We start from the raw sequence: 24,194 nt of genomic DNA, 5'->3' as shown, positions 1-24,194 counted from the left end.
ACGGTAAAAAGCTTGTAATCGCTTCTTCACTTCTACGACATCATTCTTTGTCTTTGCCCAATCAAACCATTCACAATAGGCTTCCTTTAATTCATGAGCTACTTTTAATGTTTCAGACATTTCTGTATAGCGCTGTAAGTACCACTGTTGTTTCGGTGATAATTTAGATGCACGTTTATAAAATACATGGCGCATTCGTTTACACTTTGTGCGATTGTATTTGTCCCATTCTTTTTGTACTTGTCGGCGCACTTCATCCATTGCCCAATAGATATAACGGGTATAATGAAAACGGTCTGCCACAATAACAGGTCGACCTAGCACTTGGCGAACAGCTGCTTTAAAACTTGGATTCATATCCATTACCACTATTTCAACATCGGCTCCATACTGACTTAAGTAATTTTTTATTGTTTCTTTTTTACGATTCGGTAAAATATCAATCGGCTCGCGTGTCTCCGCATTCGCAATTATTAGCTGATACGTACCTGCATCTGTATCACCTTTATACTCATCAATCGCGATCGCTTTTGGTAAACGCACACCCTCTACTAATTGTTTTTTTGCGACCTTTTTAAAACGGCGAATGACCGTCGTAGTTGATGTACCTAGTACTTCTGCAGCTTCTTTAAATGTTTTGGCTTTAATAGCACGTATACTCACCACTTGATTCCATTCCTTTGAATAACGTTGATATTTATCTACGAAGGGGGATTTTTCAGAGAAACGCTTTCCACAATCACAAACATAACGACGACGTTTATAGAAAAGAATAGTTAAACGTTCAAACCATTTTAAATGATTGATCTTTTGTATACGGTAATCGTGAACCTTCGATGTTTCTTTTTTACAAACAGGACATTGATGTGTACATTTAGGCAATTGCACATACAATGCGATTCGATCGCCTACTTCTTCTACTTTCGTAATCTCTACATCTTTTAATCCTGGGATATTCATGTTAAAATTCATTTGCACAGTTCACCTTTCTATTACTTGTTTTTCGACAATTCAAGTATATATAAATCGGTGAATCTGTGCTTTTTTTATGCGTGGAATTATGTGAATACCCCAACAAATATTATAGAACCAAAAAAAAACCTTACAGCCACTTTGACTGTAAGGTTTAATCATTTTGATGAAGATAAAGTTAGTCTTCGTGACGACGTGGTGCGCGTGAACGACCTTGTCCACCTTCACGGCGACCTCCGTCACGGCGTCCGCCTTCTCGACGATTTCCTCCACCGCTTCCTCCACGACGATCTCCGCCACGTCCGCCTTCTCGACGTCCGTTAAAGCTACGGTTACCGCCACGTCCACGATCTCCACCACGACTGTTAGAACGCTCACGACGCATTGGTAATGGTCGTTCTTCAGTAATTGTTACTGGCGAGTCATCTGGCTCTTTTGTTAATGAGCGAAGTGCAGCAGCTACAACATCGATTGCATCATGGTTTTCAAGTAATTCTGTCGCAAGTGGACGATAATCACCTAAATCGTTGTTCGCAATAAAACCTTCTAATGTCTCCATAGATAGGCGTTGTTGACCTACTAAAGCTTCGTCCGATGTTGGTGGTCGAAGTGGTGTCATACGTTTTTTCGTTGTTTCTTCTACAATACGTAAGTAGCCCATTTCACGAGGTGTTACAAATGTTACTGCAAGACCTGATTTACCTGCTCGGCCTGTACGACCAATACGGTGAACATAAGACTCAGGATCTTGAGGAATATCGAAATTATAAACATGTGTTACACCAGAAATATCAAGCCCACGAGCAGCTACATCTGTTGCCACAAGAATATCAATTTTATTTTCTTTAAATTGACGTAATACGGAAATACGTTTTGCTTGGCTTAAATCACCGTGAATCCCTTCTGCTAGGTAACCACGGATTGATAACGCTTGTGCTAGCTCATCCACGCGACGTTTTGTACGTCCGAAGATAATCGCAAGTTCTGGTTGGTGAACGTTTAATAAACGAGATAAAATGTCGAATTTTTCACGCTCAGCAGACTTCACAAAATATTGATCAATGTTATCAACTGTTAACTCTTTAGCCTTAATTTTTACGATTTCTGGATCACGCATAAATGTCTCAGCAATTTTACGGATTGCTGGTGGCATTGTTGCTGAGAACAATAATGTTTGACGTTCAGCAGGCACATTTTCTAAGATTGAATTAATATCGTCGATAAAGCCCATGTTTAACATTTCATCAGCTTCATCAAGTACCAATGTTTGAACATCTTCTAATTTTAAAGTACGACGATTAATATGGTCAATTATACGACCAGGTGTACCTACGATAATTTGAGGTTTATTTTTCAGTGCACGGATTTGACGGCCGATTTCTTGACCACCGTAAACTGATAACAATTTTACACGTTTATCATAACCAATTTTATATAGCTCTTCTGAAACTTGAATCGCTAATTCACGAGTTGGTGCAATTACTAATGCTTGGATATTTGGATTTTTCGGGTCAATTTTTTCGATAAGTGGAATCCCGAAAGCAGCCGTTTTACCAGTACCTGTTTGCGCTTGACCTAATACATCACGGCCTTCAATCGCAAAACGAATAGTACCTTCTTGGATTGGTGTTGCTTCTTCAAATCCCATACGCTTTACAGAGCGTAATGTAGATTCGCTAATATTTAATTCTGAAAAATTTGTCAAACTTCTCAATCTCCTTTTTTTCCTTTTAAGTTGACAAATGGTTACATTTTCAGATGAAGTTGTCGGCAAATTCGAGCCTGTGTTTTGGAACGTTTCCGTTACTTAAAATTTTTCTCTATATGATGGTCACATAGAGCTCTCTTATATGAAAAGGAAAGCCCGGTCTTTACCGAGCGGTTTGATTCTGTCGTAATTATTCACTTTAGAATAAAACCGTTGTGTTCAAAAAAAAGTACTCTTCAATCAAATATGAAGAGTCTTCGCACAAAATGTATCCATTGCTTACACTAGTCTAACATGGGATTAAAACGTATGCAACGATAACGCATGAGTCGTAATAATCTGACTACTTTATGAACTCTTTAAAAACGACAAAACGTAAGAAAACCACTCAGAGCAATCTTCGCCATAACATATATGATGCTTGCCATTATCAGAAAAATACAAGGTTTTATCAGTTGAGGTTAATTGATCATATAAAAAGTGAGCAGTGTGATAGGGCACTATTCCGTCTAATTTTCCTTGTACAATATATACAGGAATTTTAATATCTTTATAATACGGCTCTACCATACGAACAAGCTTCATGAATTCTATCGTTGACGATAGTGGTACATTATTAAACTTATGTCGGTATCGTAAATACAGCTCATTATTAGACAGATTACGGTGATATGCCACAGTGGCAAGCATTTTAAAATCTTTGACCAGTTGCTTCGGACTCACATACTTGGCAGCAGCGCTTAGTAATACTAGCTTTTTCACTTTATAACGCTTAGCTAAATAGAGCGCTATAATGCCACCCATTGAAAACCCAACTACTATTACTTCATCTACTTTTTTAGCAAGAGCGCGAAAAGCGAGTTCGGCATCCATTAACCAATGCTTAGCGGTGAAACCTCGCATTTGTAATTCATCCCCATGCCCTGACAAAGTAGGTTCTTCAATTAGCCAATTTGTATGCGTACGTAAATAGGTAGTAAAAGGTTCTACTTCATAAGGTCCGCCTGAAAATCCATGTATACATAACACACCTACTGACATTACTTTCACCTCTAAATGTGTAACTCATTTATGTCAATGAACGAAGGAATCGGTGAGAGATTGTCCCACCGATTCTTGTTTCATTTTATCTCGCATTAACTGCCCGAATCAATTATACCTCGGCATAATTGCGTCTGGAAAGGAGGCTTTCACTTTATGACGTATATGCACGTAAGATTGTTTCTAATTTCATACCACGAGAGCCTTTTAGTAAAACGATAGACTCCTCGTTAGCTTGCTGTAGTTTTTCGATAATTGGCGTGTAATCATCCTCTACATATAGCAAATGTTCCTCATCAAAACGCTCTTTTAAGACTTCATTTAAATAAGCCATTCGTGGGCCAAATAAACATACATAAGCGATTTCTTCTGCATGAATATCCTTCGATAAATCTTCATGGAAATGCTTTTCATTTGGGCCAAGTTCAAGCATATCACCTAACACAAGCCATTTTTCTGGACGAATCGTTGTCGATGCTACAAATTGAATAGCAGCCTTCATAGAGGTCGGTGCAGCATTGTATGCATCATTAATAAACAATGCCCCATTTGATCCATTCACTTGTTGCATGCGCATATCCGTTAGAGCTACTTGTTTTAAGGATGCACGAATTTGGTCATCGTTTAAACCTAGCTTTTGAGAAATTAACATGGCGACTAATGTATTTTTCACCTGATGCTTCCCGAGAACTGAAATAAAGAAATCTCCTTCAATCACACCATGTGTAGAGAAGCTACTACCATCGGCCGTTGCTTCAATATTGTCTGCATACAGTAGGTTGCCATGCTCTAAGCCAAATGCCACCGCATTTAACTGCTGCTCTTTCGCAACTAGCTCTTGAAGCAGCGGTTCATCTCCATCATAAAATAGCACTCCATCTGGTTGCATTCCTTGAATTATTTCAAATTTGGCTTTAGCGATTCCCGCACGTGAGCCTAAATCTTGCATATGAGCCTCGCCAATGTTTGTAATCACTGTCATATGTGGACGAGCAAGTTTCGTTAAAAATTCAATTTCACCAAAACCACTCATACCCATTTCAAGTACAGCAACTTCAGTATTTTCATCTAGCTGTAAAACCGTAATAGGTAAACCTAGTTCATTATTAAAATTCCCAATGGTCTTTTGTACTTTAAAAAATGGTGTTAGCGTTCCTGCTAAAATATCTTTCGTCGATGTTTTACCGTTTGATCCAGTAATACCAATAAATTTCGCCTTATGCTCACTGCGATAGGCACGTGCCATTTGCTGCAATGCCAATTCCGAATTATCTACAAAGAGTAATGGTACACCTTGTGGTGGATTTGGTTCATCTTTCTGCCAAAGAGAAGCACCTGCTCCTTTTTCAAAGGCCTGCAGAACAAATTTATGTCCATTGGCTGTCTCACCACGAAATGGTACAAACAGGTCCCCTTGTTGAATTGTACGTGTATCAATGGAAATTCCTGATACAACTGTATCACCAAAAGCTGGAACATCTTCATTTAACCATGTAGCTAACTGCTTTAATGTTTTTTTCACAATAATCCCACTCAGTCTTTTTTATAGTGAAGCTGTTGTTTTTCTTCAAAACGCTCAATTGCTAGTGTAATCAGACGATTAATCAGCTCTGGGTAGCTTACATTTGTATGCTGCCATAGAAGAGGATACATGCTAACAGGCGTAAAACCTGGCATTGTATTCACTTCGTTAATATAAATGCTGTTATCGGCCGTCACAAAAAAGTCCGCACGAACTAAACCGCTTCCATCAATGGCTTTGAACGCACGCTTTGCTAGCTCCTGTAAGCTTGATATTGTATCTTTAGAAAGCTCTGCTGGAATGATAAGGGCTGTTGAGCCATCTTTATATTTAGAGTCATAATCATAAAATTCAGTTACTGGTTTAATTTCACCAGGTACAGAAACTTCCGGGAAGTCATTTCCTAACACAGCCAGTTCAATTTCACGAGCGACAACACCTTGCTCAACTACAATTTTACGATCATACTGTAAGGCTATTTCGATAGCCTTCACTAATTCATCACGATTTGTTGCCTTGCTAATTCCGACACTTGATCCTAAGTTTGCAGGTTTCACAAACATCGGCCATTCCAACTTATCTTCACAACGAGCAAGGATTGCCTCCTGTTCACTAGCCCACTCGCCACGAATGAAGTACGTATACGGCACTTGTGGTAAGCCGGCAATTTCAAATAATTGCTTCATGATTACTTTATCCATGCCAGTTGCTGATGCTAACACACCATTCCCTACATACGGCAAATTTAGAACCTCAAGTAAACCTTGAACAGTTCCATCTTCACCATTAGTACCATGAAGCAATGGGAAAATTACGTCGAATTGTACAGATTTACCATCTTTATCAATTAAAAAATCTGTAATATTATTTTCTAAAATTGTGGCATCATCACCCAATTGTAATTCTTCAATTGTACTTGCAGGTTTTTTTAGACGCTCACCACGGCGCCATTCCCCTTCAAGCGTGATGAAAATCGGATATACTTCATACTCCTCGAAATTCAAAGCTCCAGTGACTGCACGTGCTGTCGACAATGACACCTCATGCTCTGCTGACTTTCCACCGTATAATAAACCGATTCTTTTTTTCATTTTTGTGCCCTCCACATACTTCTTGAGTACTATTAGTTTATCATGAAACGTCTTGACTAATGACATAAAAATCTCACCGTGATTTTGACGGTGAGATTTGAGTGTATATTTTCTACGTACAAATGAACGGTTAAATAATATAAATCAATTCATCGTGCTCATTTTTCAAAATTGTATTTAAATCATCCCATACCTCATCAGGGAAGGAATATTCTGACAGATTGCGAATTTCGATACCGTAGGCTTCTTTAGGCTTTTCAATTCGATACAATGATAACAGTGCTCCGTCTTTAGTAAAGGAACGATAGGCACGCAAAAATTCCGGTGAAATAGAAGGAATACTCGACTTCACTTTCCGTCGCCAAAAACCAGTGCTACGTTCCTTTTCACGAATCAAACTATTCAAAACATTCGCAATGAGTAAATCAGAATCACTTAAATGGCGAAAATAAATTTTAGTCATTTTCTCTAAGTCTGAAGAATAGTAGACAAATCGATTTTGCAATTTATTAAAAAATGGTGAAGTTATCGGTTCCTTTTTATGACTTATGTAAAGCAATTCTCCTTGTTCCATCGGTGTTAGTTGGTCTAGCCTCTTCTCATCCATAAAGTCTATCCAACACAATTCTTTGGATTCAGTAGCTTTCTTTACAAACTGAGGTACTTCCTCTTCTGGTATATAATCAAACTGTGTATGCATATTAAAGGAACCATCTTCATAGGAATGTTTCAATAACAGTAAGTGATGCAGTGGTTCAAGTGCAGCCACAAATTGCGAGAATTTAAGCCCGCTAAAAATAACAAATTTATCGACATCATTCATATGAACATAAATATGATACATAAAATCTTCTGCTGACTTCAATTTTTTAGCCACAACCATCACCCCATTCTTCACTACATTATAAAACTAAACATGCATTTTTTGAAACATTTTATGCTAATAATCGTCATAACAATATTCACAGGCGTAAAAGTGTTTTTTACGGTATAATATGAATGTTAAAGATGCTATTGTATGTATGTTTTTAACCACTCTGAATGAACAAATTTTTAAAAATATAATTCTATTCATTTTTTACAAATATCTGCGAGGATTCTAAGCCAATAGCAACCATCGAGTCTCATCGTTAACACACTTATTTCGGCATCAATATTTACCTCTTGACCTAAGGTGAATACTCCTTATCAATTATGCCTTGGCATAATTGCGTCTGGAATCGGCTTTGTGCTTGCACAAAGAGCTCCTTTCCGATTCCGTGACATCCGCCGGAGGCTTTAACTTCTTTCGAGCGTGTTTGAAAAGTAGCTTAAATCCGCATTCATCTCACCACCGAAAAAAGTGGGGGACTTTTGTTGAAAGAAGTTAAATATATTTGGTAGCATATTGAATTGGAATTAATTTGAATCAAATTTACTCATGAAGAGATACTATATTAATTTAGGTGGCTTGTATGGAAAATAAACGAAATTTCGCGAATCGTTTTGACTGGACGCTCGCTTTTATACTTTTAACCTTCCTAGTCATAAGTTTGTTAGCCATTGCCTCGGCGCAAACATCAGGTCAGTATGGCATTAACTATGTTCCTTTACAATTGCGATGGTACGTCATTTGCTCAGTAATTATTGGAATAGTTATGTTTTTTGAACCTGACCAATATAAAAAAATGTCTTGGTATATGTACGGTGCAGGAATTTTCTTATTAGTACTGCTTATCTTCATGCCAGAAGGAACAGGACAAATTGGTGAGCGTATTAATGGTGCAAAAAGCTGGTTTAAGACACCTTTAGGAAATATTCAGCCCTCTGAGTTTATGAAAACCTTTTACATTCTAGCACTTGCTCGACTAATTAGTAAGCACAACGAAGTTTATTCCTTTAGATCAGTAAAAACAGACTTTATATTGCTATGTAAAATCGCTGCTACACTGCTGCTACCTTTAGCTCTTATTATGAAGCAGCCTGACCTTGGTTCAGCATTAGTATTCTTTGCCATTACAGCTGCTGTTGTCATCGTAGCGGGTATATCGTGGAAAATTATTTTACCAACTTTTCTAGGTGGCGCTATATTAGGTGGTTCTCTTTTATGGATGGCACTCTTTATGCAGGGTTTTTTAGAGAAAGCATTCGGCTTTAAACCCTATCAGTTTGCTCGAATCTATTCTTGGTTAGATCCATATTCATATTCTTCTAGTGATGGATACCATTTAATTACTTCCTTAAATGCCATTGGTTCAGGTGAAATTTTCGGTAAAGGTTTCCGCGGTCGTGAAGTTTACGTTGCCGAAAATCATACCGATTTTATTTTTACGGTTATCGGAGAAGAATGGGGTTTTATTGGTGCTAGTATCGTTATTTGTATTTTCTTTTTATTAATCTATCATTTAACAAAAACTACACTATTATTGAAAGATCCATTCTCAACATATGTATGTGCTGGTATTATTGCAATGATTACATTCCACGTACTTGAAAATATCGGTATGACTATTCAGCTTTTACCTATTACCGGTATTCCCCTACCGTTTATCAGTTATGGGGGAAGTTCATTGATGGGGAACTCGCTAGCCCTCGGTCTTGTTTTCAGTATGCGTTTCCACTATCGTACGTACATGTTTACTACTCACGATGATGACGATTAATTATGGATATAAAAAATGGGTAGTCTCAATTACAGAGACTACCCATTTTCATTTGTAAAACGAGTTAAGCTTGAACTTGCGGAGTTTGCGTTGGTGGTGTGAGCACTTTTAAAAGTTCAAGTCGAGACTTTGTTACAGTGGCTGTTACACCCAACTTAGATAAATTCGAAACGATCTTTTTCAAATCTACTTCTTTTGTCATACATTCCACCTCAATCTTTCCTCGAATTTATATAACGTTTTATTTCCAAAAAAGTTTCATTTTTGCAAGTGTATGATGTCTGACGAGTCAATCTCTTTCTATCATACCATTTAACTCTGCATTAAAATTTTTCATTTTTGTTACAATGTAAATTTTTCCTTCGCTTAACTATTTAATGGCTTTTCATCAAAACATAGGATGATATTTTATTAAAACATATCCCATGTATATAAGTTGATTGGAGTGGAGACTGGGCGACTCCTTGGGGATCAGCGTCACAGATGAGACCCTGGAGCGAGCAGGCAGAGGAACGAAGGCTAAGAACTCACATCCTGTGATAACGCCTTCGTGACCAACATCGTGTTGGCCCAAGCGGCTCATCGGACGCCCCCAGGAAGCTTTGCTCTGCGCGAAAGCGAAGCGTCAGCGACAAAGCGCCAGTCGGAACGGAAATCAACCACACGTTATGGTGACGAACCATTTTTTCTTCATTTACCACTAAACAGCAAAAATTAAACATAAAAAATTAAAATATCGATATACCCTCTAGTAGTATACCCCAGAGATAATTTAATACACTATGCGACAATCGATACAAAAATTAAAAATGGAATGAGTCCATTTAGTTACTTTAAAAATCTTCATTAATTTTAAGTATTAATATAATCCCATTGTTAACAGTCTGCCGTTTTTTATACATTGTTTTAGTCTCTTTTCCATACTGCACTGTCCCCGTGAAGTCTCCAAGCATTCACTCTAATCACTTATATACAAGGCATGCGTTTTAACAAATGTCATCCCCTACTTTTGGTAATAAGCCATTAAGCACTTAAATTGTCTTCCGTTTTCTTGTAATAACAATAACAAGAGAGGTAGAATATACATACTAAAATACTGTAAGAAAGTAGGGTACTGTATGAAAAAGGCAATTTTGTTATTAATGTCTGTTCAATTCCTCGTCTACCTTGGATTTGGAATTATTATACCTGTCTTACCCGAGGTTGTAGTTCAGCAAAATTGGGATAATATACATGTAGGTGGTTTACTTACAGTGTACTCGCTTGCCAGTTTTTTCACTGCACCATTTTGGGGTATGCTGTCCGATAAGGTAGGTCGTAAGCAACTTATATTAATAGGCCTAGTAGGTTTTAGCTTAAGCTTTGTTATTTTTTCATTATTTATTGATAATTTAGCAATATTGTACATCTCACGTGTTATAGGCGGTTTATTCTCAGGAGCACTATACACAGCTGTAACAGGCTTTATAGGAGATATGTCGAGTGAGGAGGATCGCAATAAATATATGGGTCTTATGGGCATGTCCATCGGGCTCGGTTTTATTTTCGGTCCTGCAATTGGCGGTATGCTCGGACACTACAGCCTGCAACTGCCCTTTATCGCTTCAGCAACACTAATTGCACTATTATTTATTTATGCAAGTTTCGTTTTAAAAGAACCTTTAAAACGAAAAGATACAAATAAACGTGCAATCGTGCCAAAGGGTGCTACCAAAATGCTGCAGTACCGTGTACGTTATTTATTTATGTTCTCATTTTTAGTGACTTTTATGCTTGCAGGAGTAGAAGCCACTTTCCAGCTCTTCCAAATTGATCGAATTCGAATTACACCATTACAAATTGGTTATTTGTTTATGTTTAGCGGCTTTGTAGATGCAGCTATTCAAGGCGGTGTTGTTAGACGAATTAAAAATGGGAGCGAGACAACTTGGTTAATCGGTGCACAAATTGTCACAGCAATGGGTATGCTTTTATTCACTTTAACAGCTAACTTATTTATGGCAGGTTTTGCCCTTTGTGTTTTTACAGCAGGAAATGCACTAGCAAGAACATGCGTCGTATCTCTTTCAACTAAAGAATCTGGTGGTCAATATGGGACTGCAGCGGGTCTTTCCTATTCAATGGATAACCTAGGACGCATTCTAGGTCCACTATTCTTCACTTGGCTATTTACACTACAATCTAGTTTAGGCTATTATACTTCAGCAACAATAGCCGTCGTTTCAATAAGTTTAATATTTATTTTTAAAGCATCAAATAAATCTTTACGCTTTGAATAATTTGTTGATAAAAAGCCGTAACTTAATAGTAATTCGAAGTATACCGAACACATCAAGGAATATTGGACTCCTTAAAGTGGAATATCGGAGGGCTCTGCATGAACAAAACAACAAATCTTTTACTTCCAAAAGAGCTAGAATCGTTTCGTTTTGAAATTGAAGATACACTACTTTCAGCAATTATTATCACACCATATAAACGTTCAACTACGTTTACGGAAAGTAAATTTGCTGGGGAACCTTATTTACCCTATTACCAAACGTATCCGAAAGATATTACAGGTGAGCCTATGCGGCTATTAGCTCAAATTAACTTTGCAGAAATGCCACCACTAAAGGATTTCCCATCTCAGGGTATTCTTCAATTTTTTATTTCATCTAATATTTTCGTAAATGCTGATCATTATCACGAGGATATTTTCCAACAATTCTATAAAATACGTTTTTATCCTACCGCAGATTTTGAAGTGACTGTCCCTAAACAGGAGTTTTTAGCACACAAAGCAGATGATCGGTTCCCTATTGATCAGGAGTTAGCATTACAATTTCAACCGATCCAAGAACCTGTTTCTGCTCTAGATTATCGTGCAGTACACTATTTGCCAACATTAATTCCTTCATCAGAAGATGTTGATTTACGGGAGATTTATCTACAACACTTCTTAGGGGCTGGAGCTAAAATTGGTGGTTATGCCTATTTTTTAGAGGAGGATATCCGTCACGAATCGCAGCTCCTTAAACGATATGATGTATTGTTACTCCAAATCGACTCTAATGATGAAATCGGTATTATGTGGGCAGATAGCGGCGTTGGGAAATTTTTCATTAACCGAGAAAAGCTCCTTCAAAGGGATTTTTCTGATATTTTATTTCAATGGGAGCATTACTAATTATTTATCTTTATTCAGCAAATGGTTTCTGTAGCGAAAGCGAAGTAGCAGCTTACAACCATTACAACAAGGCGAAATTGATTGTGGATTACCCCGTTCTAGTTTTGGAGGTAATCCTTTTCAATGCTTACTAACAATTTCGTATCTTCTTTCCACATATAAAGTAAGCTATACTAGATATATTGCGAAAATATAGTAAAGGTAGGTGTAGAAATGAGTATTTTTGCAGACTTGGGATATCTAGTATCTTTAATTATGTTTGTTAATATTTTAGCAGCAATGGTCATAATTTTTTTAGAGCGTAAAGATGCCACTTCTACATGGGCATGGATTCTCGTACTATTTTTCATTCCATTAGGTGGGTTTATTTTATACTTGCTATTCGGACGACAATTACGGAGAAAGCATTTATTCCGTTGGGAAGGACGCAAGGATATTGGTATCGATAATCTCATTAGTTATCAGACAGAAGCGATCCGAGATGATACGTTCGAGTTTCGTATAGAAAACGCGGAAAATTATAAAGAAATGATTTATATGCATCTTAAAACAAATAATGCAGTATTAACGCAGGACAACCACATTGATATTTTTGATGATGGTGCAAATAAATTTGAGCAGCTTCTAAAAGATATTGAGGTAGCAAAAGATCATATTCACATTCAATATTATATTTTTCGTCTAGATGACTTAGGTACACGCATTATTAATAAACTTATAAAAAAAGCAAAGCAAGGGGTTAAGGTAAGAATCTTATATGATGAGATGGGCTCACGCAACGTTAAAAAACACCATTTCAAGGAATTGCTTAATGCGGGCGGAGAAATCGAAGTATTTTTCCCATCCATTTTTCCACTTATAAACCCTCGTTTAAACTTTAGAAATCACCGAAAAATCGTTGTAATTGATGGCCGTATTGGTTATATCGGTGGCTTTAATGTCGGAGATGAGTACCTAGGTCTTCAAAAGAAGTTTGGCTATTGGAGAGATACACATTTACGTATTGAAGGTAGTGCCGTACATCCTTTACAAACACGTTTTTTACTTGATTGGAATCAAGCCTGCTCACAACAGAAAATGGGTTATTCGGACCGTTACTTCCCTGCTATTCCGAAAAAAGGCGATGTAGGCTTACAAATCGTGTCTAGCGGACCTGACTCCGAATGGGAACAAATTAAAATCGGTTATTTAAAGCTTATTAATATGGCGAAGAAATATATATATATCCAAACGCCATATTTCATACCTGATGTTAGTTTTTTAGATGCTATTAAAATTGCTACGCTTTCAGGCATTGATGTAAGGATCATGATTCCAAATAAGCCTGATCATATGTTTGTTTACTGGGCTACATACTCATACGTAGGACAATTATTGCGTGCAGGAGCAAAAGTTTATATTTATGAGAAGGGCTTTATTCATGCTAAAGCAATTATTATTGACGATGAAGCCTCTACAGTGGGAACTGCAAACCTTGACGTACGAAGTTTTAGTTTAAATTTTGAAGTAAATGCCTTCATTTATGACTCAACGATTTCACATCAGCTTGCTGAGTTGTTTGAAAAGGATATTTTTGATTGTACTGAATTAACCTGGGAAATGTACAAAAATCGTTCTACACTGATTAAATTTAAAGAATCCATTTCACGCTTACTAACACCTATCTTATAGAATGTAAAAAAAGGAAGAGAGCTAGTTCATTAATTATGAACAACTCTCTTCCCTATTTTTATTTCACACCTAAATATTCTTCTAGCGTACTATTTTGTTTTTTAATGTCTTTTGCTATGTCTACACCAACATAACGGTAATGCCATGACTCATACATATAACCTGTGATGTCTTCTTTATTTTTGGGGAATCGTAAAATAAAGCCGTAGTCTTGGGCATGTGTAAATAACCATTGTCCTGCTGGTGTTTCGCCGAATTCTTCAGTTAGCCATAAATTATCTTTGCCGCGCTCCCCTATATCAAAAGCCAAACCTGTTTGATGCTCTGAATAACCTGGTCGAGCACTATAGCGATCAGCCGCAGCCTGTCCATCACGTTTAGCATAGTTATTATATAATGTTGTTTGATAGTCAAAAGATCGATAGCCGCTAAAGGCTACTAAATCAAAACCTTGTTGTTTTGCTGCATCAAACATTTTGTTTAGTGCTTGACGTGCCTCAGGATTTTCTTCAGGCGCGAAGGTAGATGGTAGCGGATATATTTTATTCGCTAATAAAATACCCTTAATATATGTCGGCTCAGTTGGTAATGTTTGATTTGGTACGTAGCCATTTTCATCTGTCTTCTGCTCTGGCTTCACAGGATTATCTGCTGTTTTTTTCGGTTCTTCTTTTGCAGGTGAATCTTTTTTAGTTGGTTCTGCTGTTTGTTGTTCTTCTTCATCCGATGCATTACTTACCTGTTTATTTTTATAGTTATAAACTACGAAAATAGAGACAATAAGCGCCACTGAGATTACAGCACCAAGGATGAGTGGTAAACGTTTCTTTTTCACTATTTTTTACCCCTTTTAAAGTTATCCAGTACTACATGGTAAGTATCCTCTTTCAAAGAAATCAAGAAGTTAAATCTATTGTAGAAAGAATAGTCCTTCAGTAAGTACCGACACTAGTTTTTACTATATTGGTATAGTCTCATTTTAGCATTGTTCACAATTTAGGGTGTAGATTTTCACCAACGATTTTAAAATTATTCTGTTAGTCTATGAGAATAATAATAAACACTACTATAGAAGCAATCGAGAAAAAGATTGCCATGTACTTCATCCATTTTGCCTCTTTTATATAACCTTGCTCTTTAAAACTTTTTGCCCTAAAACCATTCGATACGGCAAACATAATAGTCATTGCAAAGACCGCAAAATTAAACTTACCCATGATAATAAATACGATCGCCGCTATACTAAAAATCGCGACTAGAATAGATGATAGCCATTTTATGTTCATCTTGCTGTCCTCCTAAAAAAATCGAGGCTACATAGGCGCCTCGACATAAATTATTTTATGAGTTTACTTTTTCCGGATGCTCCGAATAAAATTTTCGACCGATATATGTTTGAATAATCAACAATGCACCGCTGACTGACCAGTAAAGTGGTAGGGCTGCCATAGATGACATCGAGATAAAGACAATCATAATTGGTGAAATGTAAATAAACATTTTCATTTGTGCTTTTTGTTGCTCTGGTACTGTCCATAATGATACACGTGCTTGAACTAAATATACAAGGCCTGCGACAATTGTCATAGCGATATCAGGTGAGCCTAAGCTAAACCATAAAAATTCATGTGCTTTCACATCTGTAGAATATAAAATAGAGAAATAGAGACCCATGATAATTGGCATTTGAATTAACATTGGTAAACAGCCCATGTTGAGTGGATTAATACCATGTTTTTGATATAATGCCATCATTTCTTGTTGATACTGCGTTTGTTCTTCTTTTGTCTTTGCTTCCTTCATCTTTTTCTGAACAGCTTCCATTTCAGGCTTAAACGCATCCATTTTCAATTTCATCTTTTGTTGCGAACGATAATTTTTTAACATAATCGGCATTAAAATTAAACGAATAAGAACCGTAATAGCGATGATTGCTAAACCATAACTACCTGAAAACATAGTGTTACCGAAAAATTCCAACAAAAATTCCATTGGTTTTACAAAGATACTATAGAAAAAACCTTCTTTGTTTTGCACCGCTTGACAGCCACTAAGAACAAAAACGACGAGTCCAAGCATTGAAAATAGCTTCAAATTTTTCATTTTTCCACCTACTATATATTTATCAACTAAAATGAAGTATACATTAAAGGGTCTATTTTTATCAAATAGCAAGTGCTACTAATTCCACTGTATTTGATATCATAAAAAAAGATGCGAGCTTTAGCATCGCTAATACGTCCGCATCTATTTATTAATCATATTGTGAATAACTACTAAGTATACTTCTGGCTATCAATTATGCCTCGGCATAATTGCGTCTGAAATCAGCTTTGTGCTTAGGCCTGCAGGTCTTTTTTGCGCGAAAGCGTAGCGGCAGCGGCAGCAACATGAGGGTCGACATGATGTCGGTCATTTCGGTAATGCCACAGGACGTGGCGTTCTTAGACTGAGTTCCTCTATTTCAGCGGATGCTTGGACACCCACTGAAATAAGTTAAACGTTTTGAAGCTCTGATTCCGCCATTTCAAAACGATAAAATTCATGATGTAGCTCGTCTCGGAAATGTTTGGGCGTTACCCCTGTATATTTTTTAAAGATGCGGGTAAAATAGCTTTGGTTACAGAAATGGAATTGATCTGAAATAGAAGTAATACTTTTATTAGTGTGTCTAAGATAGTACTGTGACTCTTCTACTCGACGTACATTTAGATATTCAACTAGTGTAATCCCAACATGTTCTCTAAAAATACGTGATAAGTGACTTGTACTTATATGGAAGTTATTTGCGATGCTTTCTACTGTTAAGTCATTTTCCAATTCATCATTTATATACATAATTACTTTATTAACGGTCTGGTGACGGAAAGTCGGTTGCTTGCGATCTGCGATAAAATAAACAAAGAAATCAATTAAATCATCAGCAAATTGTAAAAATTCTGCGTCTTTCATCTGATTTTCAATCATATCATTACACGCAATATTAAAAGCAAATGCTTTCTTCGAAGGAACTTGATTGTCTAGCAATTTACGAGCAACAATTGACGACAAAACAGAAAAATAACTTCGAACTATTTTAATGACTTGTTTGCCAAAACGTATTGAAAGAATATCAATTAATTCGTGCAAAGATTTCTTAGCCTTTGCAGATTCTAAATGGTAAATTTCAAATATTAATTTCGACTCAATATTAAAAAATTCTTCTACACCGATGTATTGGTTAATACTATCGATTTCCTGAAAGTATCTTTTGGATATCGTTTCTGACATAGAATGTTGATGTAGTTGCATAATCTTCCCCATCTTTCCTCAGATTGCACAAATTGCTTTCACAATTTTTGACACCAATCTACTTATTTCAAAATAAGAAAATAGTATTCCCTTATTAATTGTATGAATTGAGTCATATTTCATAATTATATAATGAATATAACTTAAAAATAACCCTACTAAACCACCAGTTACAAAAAAAAATAGACTATACAGTGAATTTTACCATATTCTGCGATTTCCTTTCAACCACATTTTGTCTTCCATACTAGTTCCAATTTATCATATATACATAGTAGAAACCTCGTAAACTTATTTACTTACAATTAGATTTTACCATATACATACCAAAATTAATTAGTAATTATTTAAAATTTGTTACAAATTATGTAATGTGTTTAGCGCATTTATATTTCATCAATCGACATTTCTCTTTTTTATTCCGAAATCTTCTCTATATAATTTATACGAATATGTAGTAAAATAGATGATAATACTATTTTTAAAAGTTTAGACGAGGTGTTAATAGTGGAACCAAGACAAATAGAAGAAATTATGGAGATTATAAAGGAGTTCTTTCCCGAGAATACTTCCATTGCAATTTCCGATACAAACGAATACTTGTACTACCAACCGAGCAAAAAAGTTGATTTAAAAATCAAACCTGGCGACCCAATTAAAGAAGGTTCTGCAGCTCATAAAGCGTTAAACTACGGACAAAAGATTAGCTCTTACATTGAGCCTGATGTATTTGGAGTAGCATATTACGGCATGAGTATTCCTCTAATGGAGGAAGGTGAAACTAAGGGTGCTATCACTGCGATCTTCCCACAAAAGCCATCAGCATTTTTAACGAACTACATTACAATCAAAATTGATGATTGCTGGTACCCAATCAAGCATGATCAGGTCATTTATCTTGAAACACAGCTACGAAAAACATTTGTTAAAACAATGAGTCGTGAAGGATATCACCGCTTAAACCTAAGTGATCTTGAGCTATTTTTAGCGCCTGACTCATTTATACGTTGTCACCGCTCTTATATCGTTAACATTGACTACATTGATGAAATTCAACCAGATTCACATTCAACGTTTTTATTAATCATGAAAGACGGTACTCGCATTCCTGTTAGCCAACGCTACGCAAGTTACTTCCGTCGTTCTTTAGGTTTCTAATTTTGATAAGTACAGCGAGCATTTTTTATTGTTCGCTGTACTTTTTTCTTACTGCACATCACTAACAGTTTAGGATGACACGTTAAAGCTCATCAGACGCATCCAGGAAAGCGCACAGTTGGAACGAAAATCACCCCCCATTATGTTATTTAATCTTTTATTTTTAGAAAATTTCCTTTGTAGCTCTACATTAAAACGTTTTCTCTGTCGAAAATTCGTTTTTATGCTCATTTTTCCTGTTTTTACTCAATTTAATGCTATTTCTAAAGTATTTGTGACAATTTGGTGATAGTATTATTCAAATGGTTGGAGTCATACTACAACTAAATAAACAGAAAATTCTTACACGTTTTTTCTAGTTTTGTAATCGGTTTCCATCAAACTTTTTAGGGGAGGATTTTTTTATGGATGCAAATGTTCAAAAACGCCTAGGCTTAAAAGAACTTGAAAGTAAAATTGTTACTGCTGATGAAGCTGCAGCACTGATTTCTGACGGTGATGTAGTTGGTATGAGTGGATTCACTCGTGCGGGGGACGCAAAAGTTGTTCCTATGGCATTAGTAGAGCGCGCTAAAAACGAAAAATTTAAAATTGATGTATATACAGGGGCTTCTTTAGGACCTGAAGTTGATAAATACTTAGCTGATGCTGGTGTTATCCGCAAACGTGGACCGTTCCAAGGAGATGCAACGATCCGTAATTTAATTAACTCTGGTGATGTCCTATATGTAGACGCTCATCTTTCACATAACGCTGAATTAGTTCGTCAAGGAATTATTGGACCAATTAAATATTTAATTCTTGAAGCTGTTGCTATTACAGAAGATGGATTTATTATCCCAACAAACTCTGTAGGTAACTCACCAATCTTCGCTGATTACGCTGAAAATATTATTGTCGAATTAAATATCTCTCATCCAGAAGCTTTAATAGGTATCCACGATATCTATGTACCAGGTGAGCAAGGTCAACGTGAAGCAATCCCAATGACTGATGCTATGCAACGCATTGGTGACATCGGTATTAAAGTAGATCCAGCTAAAATTAAAGCGATTGTTATTTCTGAAGAGCCAGATGCTCCTTCATTAATCGTTCCGCCAGATGAAGAAACACAAACAATGGCGAACATTTTATTAGACTTCTTCAGCGATGAAATTAAAGCTGGTCGCTTAACAAAACAATTAATGCCATTACAATCTGGTGTAGGTTCTGTTGCAAACGCTGTACTTGACGGCTTCGCAAATTCAGAATTTGAAGATTTAGTTGTTGCTTCTGAAGTACTTCAAGATGCTGTATTCAACTTAATTGATGCTGGTAAAGTTAAATTTGCAGCAGCTACTTCAATTACACTGACTGAAGAATTACAGAAAAAAGTATATGACAACCTAGAGAAATACGCTGATAAAATTTGCTTACGTCCACAAGAAATTTCTAACCACCCAGAGCTTATCCGTCGTTTGGGTCTAATCTCAATCAACACTGCTCTTGAATTAGATATCTATGGCAACGTAAACTCAACACACGTATCTGGTACTCGTATGATGAACGGTATCGGTGGTTCAGGTGACTTTGCACGTAACGCACGTCTAGGTATTTTCGTTACTAAATCATACGCAAAAGGCGGCGCTATCTCTTCAATCGTGCCAATGGTTTCTCACGTAGACCACACTGAACATGATGTTGATGTAATCGTAACTGAGCAAGGTATTGCTGACTTACGTGGTCTTGCACCACAAGAGCGTGTACCTTTAATTATCGAAAACTGTGCACACCCAGATTACAAAGAACAACTTTGGGATTACTATAACCGTGCTCTAGAAGCAACTGGCGGCCATCAAACACCTCATATTTTAGAGGAAGCACTTTCTTGGCACGTAAATCTTGCTAAAAACAAAACAATGAAAAAAGAAGTGGCTAAAGCTTAATTTTCATATTTCAGGAACGCTTCATAAGTTGAAAAACTTATGAGGCGTTCTTTTTTTTCCGAAAATGGTATAATAAGAGTGATATTCATTCTCACTAATATACAATTTTCCATCGGAGGAACTATGAAGAAACTTATCTATTTGATTATATTCTTTTCATTTTTCGACCTATTTACCCAGCTTCCTGTCATGAGTACATATGCTGAATCCTTAGGGGCATCAGCCTTCATTACTGGCCTAGCAGTAGGTATGTATTCCCTTTCAAATACGTTTGGTAATATTATTTCTGGCTTTTTAACAGATCGTAAAGGGCCCTTCGTTATTTTAATCCTAGGTCTTTTAACAACAGGTCTTTCACTATCACTTTATAATTTAGTAGAAGAGCCTATTGTTCTATTAGTAGTCCGCTTTGTACATGGATTAGTTGCGGGCTTTATCGTTCCTGCTGCTTTCACATTTTTAGCAAATGCAACTGAGCAAGAAAAAAGAGGTAAGGGCAGTGCTATCTCTGGAGCATTCGTTGGCATCGCCGCAATAATCGGCCCTGCCTTTAGTGGAATTTTAGCGAGTCGTACTAGCGTACCATTCGTTTTTAATATAACAGCAAGCTTTATGCTCTTGTTGAGTGTACTTGCCTTCTTTTTGCTAAAATCAAATCAGGTAAAAAAAGAAAAATCTGCGCAACCTACAAACATCCCTATTCATGTACTTTTTAATAATAAAGGTACATTAAAAGCCTTCTTTAGTGCATTCTTTTTAATGTTTTCTCAAGGGGTTATTGCCTATCTCCTTCCTCTTAAAGTACAATCTTTAGGCTTTGATTCACGTTTAAGCGGAACTTTGATGAGTACATTCGGAATTATTGCTGTACTCGTATTTATTTTGCCGACTAACCGTATTTTCGATAAGGTTGCTCCAATTAAAACATTATCACTTGGTATAGGTTTAATGGGGATAAGTCAATTATTAATTAGTCAGGCAGATTCAAGTACGTTCCTTTATATTACAATGGCCTGCTATGGGATCGGGTTTGGCTTCTTATTTCCATCAGTCAATTCACTTTTAATCGACTCTACGACTGCTGACATTCGTGGAAAAGCCTATGGTTATTTTTATGCCTTCTTCTCACTAGGCGTTGTCCTAGGTTCCTCATTGCTCGGATGGCTCTCACTAGGTATTGTCAGCGGCTTTATATTTACCGGAATTGTATTATTAGTATTTGCAACTATCATCATATGTACACAAAAAAGACCTTCTCACGTGAAATGAGAAGGTTTTTTGCTATTAATTCTTTTTTTCATGAATTTCTTCATGATAGTAATGGATACTTGTATGTCCTCCGCCTTCAGCAACCATTTCGTTTGAAGCTATTTTGGTTGGAGAAGTTCCGGCTTCTGTCGCTACTTCAGTAGATATACGCTCTGAAATGTTTTCGTGCATCTCCATATTCGTTGTATTCAAATAAGATGCTAATTTAGACTTTGCATCATTGAACGTACTTAATGCTTTATCACGGTTTTCTTTTTTACTTAAATAAGTTGCAGCTAAAGCTAACCCTGCAATCACAAAACCTTTACGTTTTGCCATTATATATCCCTCCCAAAAATATAGACTTTGCCCTGTATTATATCTTTTCCCTATTTTTAAAGGACTAAACATAATTTTTATATACTTTACTGCATATATAAAAAGAGAGAATTCCTATAACCTTTCGCTTTCATCATATAAACAAAATCCATAGTACGTCTGTATGTTTCAAGACATAGTTAACTACTAAATTATATTGCAGGTATTTATTTCTTGCTTATCATCAAAAATTAGGAAAGACATTTAAAGTGCCCAGTCGAAAAGACAATCAATCCACGTTATGGTCATAAGCAATTTTTCTGTAAATCATGATGTTTTTGTAAATAATTGTGATTATTAAGGACAAGTAAAGGGAATTAATGAATTAATACTAATAATAAGGGAGTGGTTATCATGAAAGATTTAGACTCAGTATATGATTGGATAGACATGGCTTCATTAGTAGGCGGAGCAGGCCTCTTAACAGCACTAATATATAGTATTTTACTGTAAGGAGAGCATGGATGAGTGGTATTAGAAGATCAATTATGCCTCGGCATAATTGCGTCCGGAATCGGCTTTGTGCTTCGGCCTGCAGATGTTTTTTGTGCGAAAGCGCAGCGACAGCAACAGATGATTTTTGTGCGAAAGCGCAGCGACAGCAACAGATGATTTTTTGCGCGAAAGCGCAGCGACAGCAACAACGTGATGCAGGTCAGTTAGCCGTTATCGCATGAATGCGATAACGGCTAACATCCTTTAAGAACTCCTTTCCGATTTCCGTGATATCCGCCGGAGGCTAACTTCTTGCAGCGGATGTTTGTACACCCGCTGCAAGAAGTTAAAAGGCAATCCGCTATCAAACAAGCAGATTGCCTTATTTTTTATTCCGCATTAACGGGCAGTAAGTTTCACCATAAAATTTTGCAAAATTAAAGAAGTAAGATGAGATTAAAACTGCCCGTAAACGCCCGATTGGTGAAAACTAATAATCAGTGGGGATGAAAAAAATCCCCACTGATTAAAGTTTCACTTTATTGTTTTACATCATTATAAGCATCAGATTTTTCAAATGCTGTGACTACATACGAGCAAACAGCCTCCATTTTATAACCTTGCTCACGTGCATAAGATGCTGCATGATCTAACAATTTTTTGGCCACGCCTTGACCACGGAGCTTATCTGATACATATGTGTGATCCATTACCATTACTTGCCCCTTTTGCTGCCATGTAATTTCCGCTAATCTTTCCCCTTCTTGCTCATAGACAAAAGCAAGTTTATTTTCCGCTAGCTGTTGTAATTGAAATTCCATTTCTCACCACTCCTTTTTATCATAGTAACATAGCCTTTTTCATGTAGCACTTCAAAAAGTCCCACCCCTTGAAAAAAAAGAATCTGCTCACTTTCCTCTAGTAATCAGGAGAAAGTGTTGCAGATTCTTTTCTATGAATTAATTAAACCATGATGCAATTGTATCCTTTAAATTAGCAAAGAAATTTTTCACACTTGCCCAGAATCCTGTATCTTCCATTAGCGATCCGAATTTATCTTTAATCGTACTGCTAATATCGTCTAATTGTTTAGACCATTTACCAAAATCAATGTCTAGTTTACTAATTTTGTTCATCAAATCAACTAGCAATTGACGGTCCTTATCACTTAAATTAATTTCAAGCTTGTTTAATTGCTCTTGCACAATTTTTTCAACCTCTTCTTTAGTTGCTGGCTTTGATTCTGCAATTTGTTTTTTGATTTCTGTTAGTAATTCCGCAACCTTAGCATCGTCCACGCCTGCCGATTGCGTTAGAGTAGTTGCTACTGATAGTTCGTCATTTGCAACATCTGTACGATCAGTATCAAGCTTTTCACCTGTGGTTACTTCGTATGCTTTGTATATTCCTACAAGCGCTGAATGACCTGTTACTGCTTTAGGTGCAGCCACCTGTACTGTTGCATCTTCAATACCTGCAGTTAGCATGGCATTTGCATACATTTCGGAAGTAACCTGTGTAATATTTGATGGTGTAACAATTTCAATAACTAAGCCTTCTCCTGCATTCTTGCGCGTAATTTTGGCAGAAGAATACATACGAGAGCTTGAATTACTATCTTTAATATATTTAGCTAAGTCTTGACCTGAGACTGTTATTTCTTCAACTTCAGGCTCTTCGTTCACTTTTAATGACTCTTTAACAGACTCTTTTTCAGCCTCAGATAAGTTTGCACCATATACGACGATTGGTACTCCTAATTTTTCATCAATTGCTTTAGGTGGCGTATTATCAGCTGCAAAACCTGTTGCTGGTGCCATCACGCCAAACACTAACATAGTAGCAGTTAGTATTTTTATCCACGTTTTTTTCAAATTGTGTGACCCCTTTCGTTAGAAAACTCATTTGGCCTGTATAATGTTTGCCAATCAATTATGCCTCGG

At 36.6% G+C, this 24,194-nt stretch carries 22 protein-coding genes; 8 read left to right on the top strand and 14 right to left on the bottom strand.

The features are described from left to right. The 6 genes from ACQKOF_RS04670 to ACQKOF_RS04645 form a co-directional block, all read right to left on the bottom strand. On the bottom strand, nucleotides 1-972 hold a 972-nt coding region (locus tag ACQKOF_RS04670; RefSeq protein ID WP_427554150.1), incomplete at its 3' end, for an ISL3 family transposase. A gap of 178 nt (nucleotides 973-1,150) precedes the next feature. Then, nucleotides 1,151-2,677 carry a DEAD/DEAH box helicase gene (locus ACQKOF_RS04665; protein ID WP_427554148.1) on the bottom strand — a complete coding sequence of 509 codons (1,527 nt, stop codon included), beginning with the start codon at nucleotides 2,675-2,677 and terminating at the stop codon, nucleotides 1,151-1,153. 351 nt (nucleotides 2,678-3,028) lie between these two features. Continuing rightward, nucleotides 3,029-3,721 (bottom strand): alpha/beta hydrolase, encoded by a 693-nt coding sequence (locus ACQKOF_RS04660; protein ID WP_427554146.1) that lies wholly within the window; start codon nucleotides 3,719-3,721, stop codon nucleotides 3,029-3,031. Between the two features lie 154 nt (nucleotides 3,722-3,875). Beyond that, complete coding sequence (locus ACQKOF_RS04655; protein WP_427554144.1) at nucleotides 3,876-5,243, bottom strand: UDP-N-acetylmuramoyl-tripeptide--D-alanyl-D-alanine ligase; 1,368 nt, start codon at nucleotides 5,241-5,243, stop codon at nucleotides 3,876-3,878. A gap of 11 nt (nucleotides 5,244-5,254) precedes the next feature. Continuing rightward, nucleotides 5,255-6,334 carry a D-alanine--D-alanine ligase gene (locus ACQKOF_RS04650; protein ID WP_427554142.1) on the bottom strand — a complete coding sequence of 360 codons (1,080 nt, stop codon included), beginning with the start codon at nucleotides 6,332-6,334 and terminating at the stop codon, nucleotides 5,255-5,257. Between the two features lie 130 nt (nucleotides 6,335-6,464). Then, nucleotides 6,465-7,217, bottom strand: coding sequence for a hypothetical protein (locus ACQKOF_RS04645; protein ID WP_427554140.1), 753 nt, complete (start codon nucleotides 7,215-7,217; stop codon nucleotides 6,465-6,467). A 571-nt stretch (nucleotides 7,218-7,788) separates the two neighbouring features. Here ACQKOF_RS04645 and ACQKOF_RS04640 point away from each other — a divergent pair. Beyond that, complete coding sequence (locus ACQKOF_RS04640) at nucleotides 7,789-8,976, top strand: FtsW/RodA/SpoVE family cell cycle protein (RefSeq protein ID WP_427554138.1); 1,188 nt, start codon at nucleotides 7,789-7,791, stop codon at nucleotides 8,974-8,976. A 64-nt stretch (nucleotides 8,977-9,040) separates the two neighbouring features. Here ACQKOF_RS04640 and ACQKOF_RS04635 read toward each other — a convergent pair whose 3' ends face one another. After that, nucleotides 9,041-9,178 (bottom strand): Lmo0850 family protein, encoded by a 138-nt coding sequence (locus tag ACQKOF_RS04635; protein WP_004232019.1) that lies wholly within the window; start codon nucleotides 9,176-9,178, stop codon nucleotides 9,041-9,043. 916 nt (nucleotides 9,179-10,094) lie between these two features. Between ACQKOF_RS04635 and ACQKOF_RS04630 the strand changes: the two genes are divergently transcribed. From ACQKOF_RS04630 to cls, 3 genes are all read left to right on the top strand, one after another. Next, nucleotides 10,095-11,255, top strand: coding sequence for an MFS transporter (locus tag ACQKOF_RS04630; protein WP_427554136.1), 1,161 nt, complete (start codon nucleotides 10,095-10,097; stop codon nucleotides 11,253-11,255). Between the two features lie 98 nt (nucleotides 11,256-11,353). Then, nucleotides 11,354-12,145 carry a YwqG family protein gene (locus ACQKOF_RS04625; RefSeq protein WP_427554134.1) on the top strand — a complete coding sequence of 264 codons (792 nt, stop codon included), beginning with the start codon at nucleotides 11,354-11,356 and terminating at the stop codon, nucleotides 12,143-12,145. A 213-nt stretch (nucleotides 12,146-12,358) separates the two neighbouring features. Further along, on the top strand, nucleotides 12,359-13,816 hold the full coding sequence (gene cls, locus ACQKOF_RS04620; RefSeq protein WP_427554132.1) for a cardiolipin synthase: 1,458 nt from the start codon (nucleotides 12,359-12,361) through the stop codon (nucleotides 13,814-13,816). A gap of 58 nt (nucleotides 13,817-13,874) precedes the next feature. On the opposite strand, the gene ACQKOF_RS04615 is transcribed toward cls, so the two are convergent. The 4 genes from ACQKOF_RS04615 to ACQKOF_RS04600 form a co-directional block, all read right to left on the bottom strand. Then, nucleotides 13,875-14,651 (bottom strand): M15 family metallopeptidase, encoded by a 777-nt coding sequence (locus ACQKOF_RS04615; protein ID WP_427554130.1) that lies wholly within the window; start codon nucleotides 14,649-14,651, stop codon nucleotides 13,875-13,877. Between the two features lie 202 nt (nucleotides 14,652-14,853). Then, nucleotides 14,854-15,102, bottom strand: coding sequence for a hypothetical protein (locus ACQKOF_RS04610; protein ID WP_427554128.1), 249 nt, complete (start codon nucleotides 15,100-15,102; stop codon nucleotides 14,854-14,856). Between the two features lie 55 nt (nucleotides 15,103-15,157). After that, entirely contained in the window at nucleotides 15,158-15,919 is a 762-nt protein-coding gene (gene yidC / locus ACQKOF_RS04605) for a membrane protein insertase YidC (RefSeq protein WP_427554126.1), read from the bottom strand. Nucleotides 15,920-16,312: 393 nt separating this feature from the next. After that, on the bottom strand, nucleotides 16,313-17,107 hold the full coding sequence (locus ACQKOF_RS04600; RefSeq protein WP_053481947.1) for a helix-turn-helix transcriptional regulator: 795 nt from the start codon (nucleotides 17,105-17,107) through the stop codon (nucleotides 16,313-16,315). 507 nt (nucleotides 17,108-17,614) lie between these two features. Here ACQKOF_RS04600 and ACQKOF_RS04595 point away from each other — a divergent pair. The 3 genes from ACQKOF_RS04595 to ACQKOF_RS04585 all read left to right on the top strand — a co-directional run bounded on the left by ACQKOF_RS04595 (nucleotide 17,615) and on the right by ACQKOF_RS04585 (nucleotide 21,459). After that, nucleotides 17,615-18,265 carry a LytTR family DNA-binding domain-containing protein gene (locus ACQKOF_RS04595; protein WP_370043833.1) on the top strand — a complete coding sequence of 217 codons (651 nt, stop codon included), beginning with the start codon at nucleotides 17,615-17,617 and terminating at the stop codon, nucleotides 18,263-18,265. A gap of 404 nt (nucleotides 18,266-18,669) precedes the next feature. After that, the gene (locus ACQKOF_RS04590; protein WP_427554124.1) at nucleotides 18,670-20,190 is read left to right on the top strand and encodes a succinate CoA transferase; all 1,521 of its coding nucleotides are present in this window, start codon (nucleotides 18,670-18,672) and stop codon (nucleotides 20,188-20,190) included. 123 nt (nucleotides 20,191-20,313) lie between these two features. Beyond that, nucleotides 20,314-21,459 carry an MFS transporter gene (locus tag ACQKOF_RS04585; protein WP_427554123.1) on the top strand — a complete coding sequence of 382 codons (1,146 nt, stop codon included), beginning with the start codon at nucleotides 20,314-20,316 and terminating at the stop codon, nucleotides 21,457-21,459. A gap of 15 nt (nucleotides 21,460-21,474) precedes the next feature. Here the strand turns inward: ACQKOF_RS04585 and ACQKOF_RS04580 are convergent, their stop codons facing one another. After that, on the bottom strand, nucleotides 21,475-21,777 hold the full coding sequence (locus tag ACQKOF_RS04580) for a hypothetical protein (protein ID WP_427554121.1): 303 nt from the start codon (nucleotides 21,775-21,777) through the stop codon (nucleotides 21,475-21,477). A 584-nt stretch (nucleotides 21,778-22,361) separates the two neighbouring features. On the opposite strand from ACQKOF_RS04580, the gene ACQKOF_RS04575 reads away from it, so the two are divergent. Further along, on the top strand, nucleotides 22,362-22,493 hold the full coding sequence (locus ACQKOF_RS04575) for a hypothetical protein (RefSeq protein WP_427554119.1): 132 nt from the start codon (nucleotides 22,362-22,364) through the stop codon (nucleotides 22,491-22,493). A 297-nt stretch (nucleotides 22,494-22,790) separates the two neighbouring features. Here the strand turns inward: ACQKOF_RS04575 and ACQKOF_RS04570 are convergent, their stop codons facing one another. Both ACQKOF_RS04570 and ACQKOF_RS04565 read right to left on the bottom strand, forming a co-directional pair. Further along, entirely contained in the window at nucleotides 22,791-23,072 is a 282-nt protein-coding gene (locus ACQKOF_RS04570) for a GNAT family N-acetyltransferase (protein WP_427554117.1), read from the bottom strand. Between the two features lie 138 nt (nucleotides 23,073-23,210). Next, on the bottom strand, nucleotides 23,211-24,125 hold the full coding sequence (locus ACQKOF_RS04565; RefSeq protein ID WP_370043830.1) for a DUF1002 domain-containing protein: 915 nt from the start codon (nucleotides 24,123-24,125) through the stop codon (nucleotides 23,211-23,213). Nucleotides 24,126-24,194 lie beyond the last annotated feature (69 nt).

Origin of the sequence: Lysinibacillus sp. NPDC093190, assembly GCF_050280425.1 — a bacterium.
Lineage (GTDB): Bacteria > Bacillota > Bacilli > Bacillales_A > Planococcaceae > Lysinibacillus.
Note: the sequence above shows the minus strand (reverse complement) of the source record. Positions and strands in the feature narration are given on the sequence as shown.

Coding starts and splice junctions, on each gene's coding strand:
- ACQKOF_RS04660 (WP_427554146.1), bottom strand. CDS start 3,721: ATGTCAGTAGGTGTGTTATGTATACATGGATTTTCAGGCGGACCTTAT.
- ACQKOF_RS04650 (WP_427554142.1), bottom strand. CDS start 6,334: ATGAAAAAAAGAATCGGTTTATTATACGGTGGAAAGTCAGCAGAGCAT.
- ACQKOF_RS04645 (WP_427554140.1), bottom strand. CDS start 7,217: ATGGTTGTGGCTAAAAAATTGAAGTCAGCAGAAGATTTTATGTATCAT.
- ACQKOF_RS04640 (WP_427554138.1), top strand. CDS start 7,789: ATGGAAAATAAACGAAATTTCGCGAATCGTTTTGACTGGACGCTCGCT.
- ACQKOF_RS04635 (WP_004232019.1), bottom strand. CDS start 9,178: ATGACAAAAGAAGTAGATTTGAAAAAGATCGTTTCGAATTTATCTAAG.
- ACQKOF_RS04630 (WP_427554136.1), top strand. CDS start 10,095: ATGAAAAAGGCAATTTTGTTATTAATGTCTGTTCAATTCCTCGTCTAC.
- ACQKOF_RS04625 (WP_427554134.1), top strand. CDS start 11,354: ATGAACAAAACAACAAATCTTTTACTTCCAAAAGAGCTAGAATCGTTT.
- cls (WP_427554132.1), top strand. CDS start 12,359: ATGAGTATTTTTGCAGACTTGGGATATCTAGTATCTTTAATTATGTTT.
- ACQKOF_RS04610 (WP_427554128.1), bottom strand. CDS start 15,102: ATGAACATAAAATGGCTATCATCTATTCTAGTCGCGATTTTTAGTATA.
- yidC (WP_427554126.1), bottom strand. CDS start 15,919: ATGAAAAATTTGAAGCTATTTTCAATGCTTGGACTCGTCGTTTTTGTT.
- ACQKOF_RS04600 (WP_053481947.1), bottom strand. CDS start 17,107: ATGCAACTACATCAACATTCTATGTCAGAAACGATATCCAAAAGATAC.
- ACQKOF_RS04590 (WP_427554124.1), top strand. CDS start 18,670: ATGGATGCAAATGTTCAAAAACGCCTAGGCTTAAAAGAACTTGAAAGT.
- ACQKOF_RS04585 (WP_427554123.1), top strand. CDS start 20,314: ATGAAGAAACTTATCTATTTGATTATATTCTTTTCATTTTTCGACCTA.
- ACQKOF_RS04580 (WP_427554121.1), bottom strand. CDS start 21,777: ATGGCAAAACGTAAAGGTTTTGTGATTGCAGGGTTAGCTTTAGCTGCA.
- ACQKOF_RS04570 (WP_427554117.1), bottom strand. CDS start 23,072: ATGGAATTTCAATTACAACAGCTAGCGGAAAATAAACTTGCTTTTGTC.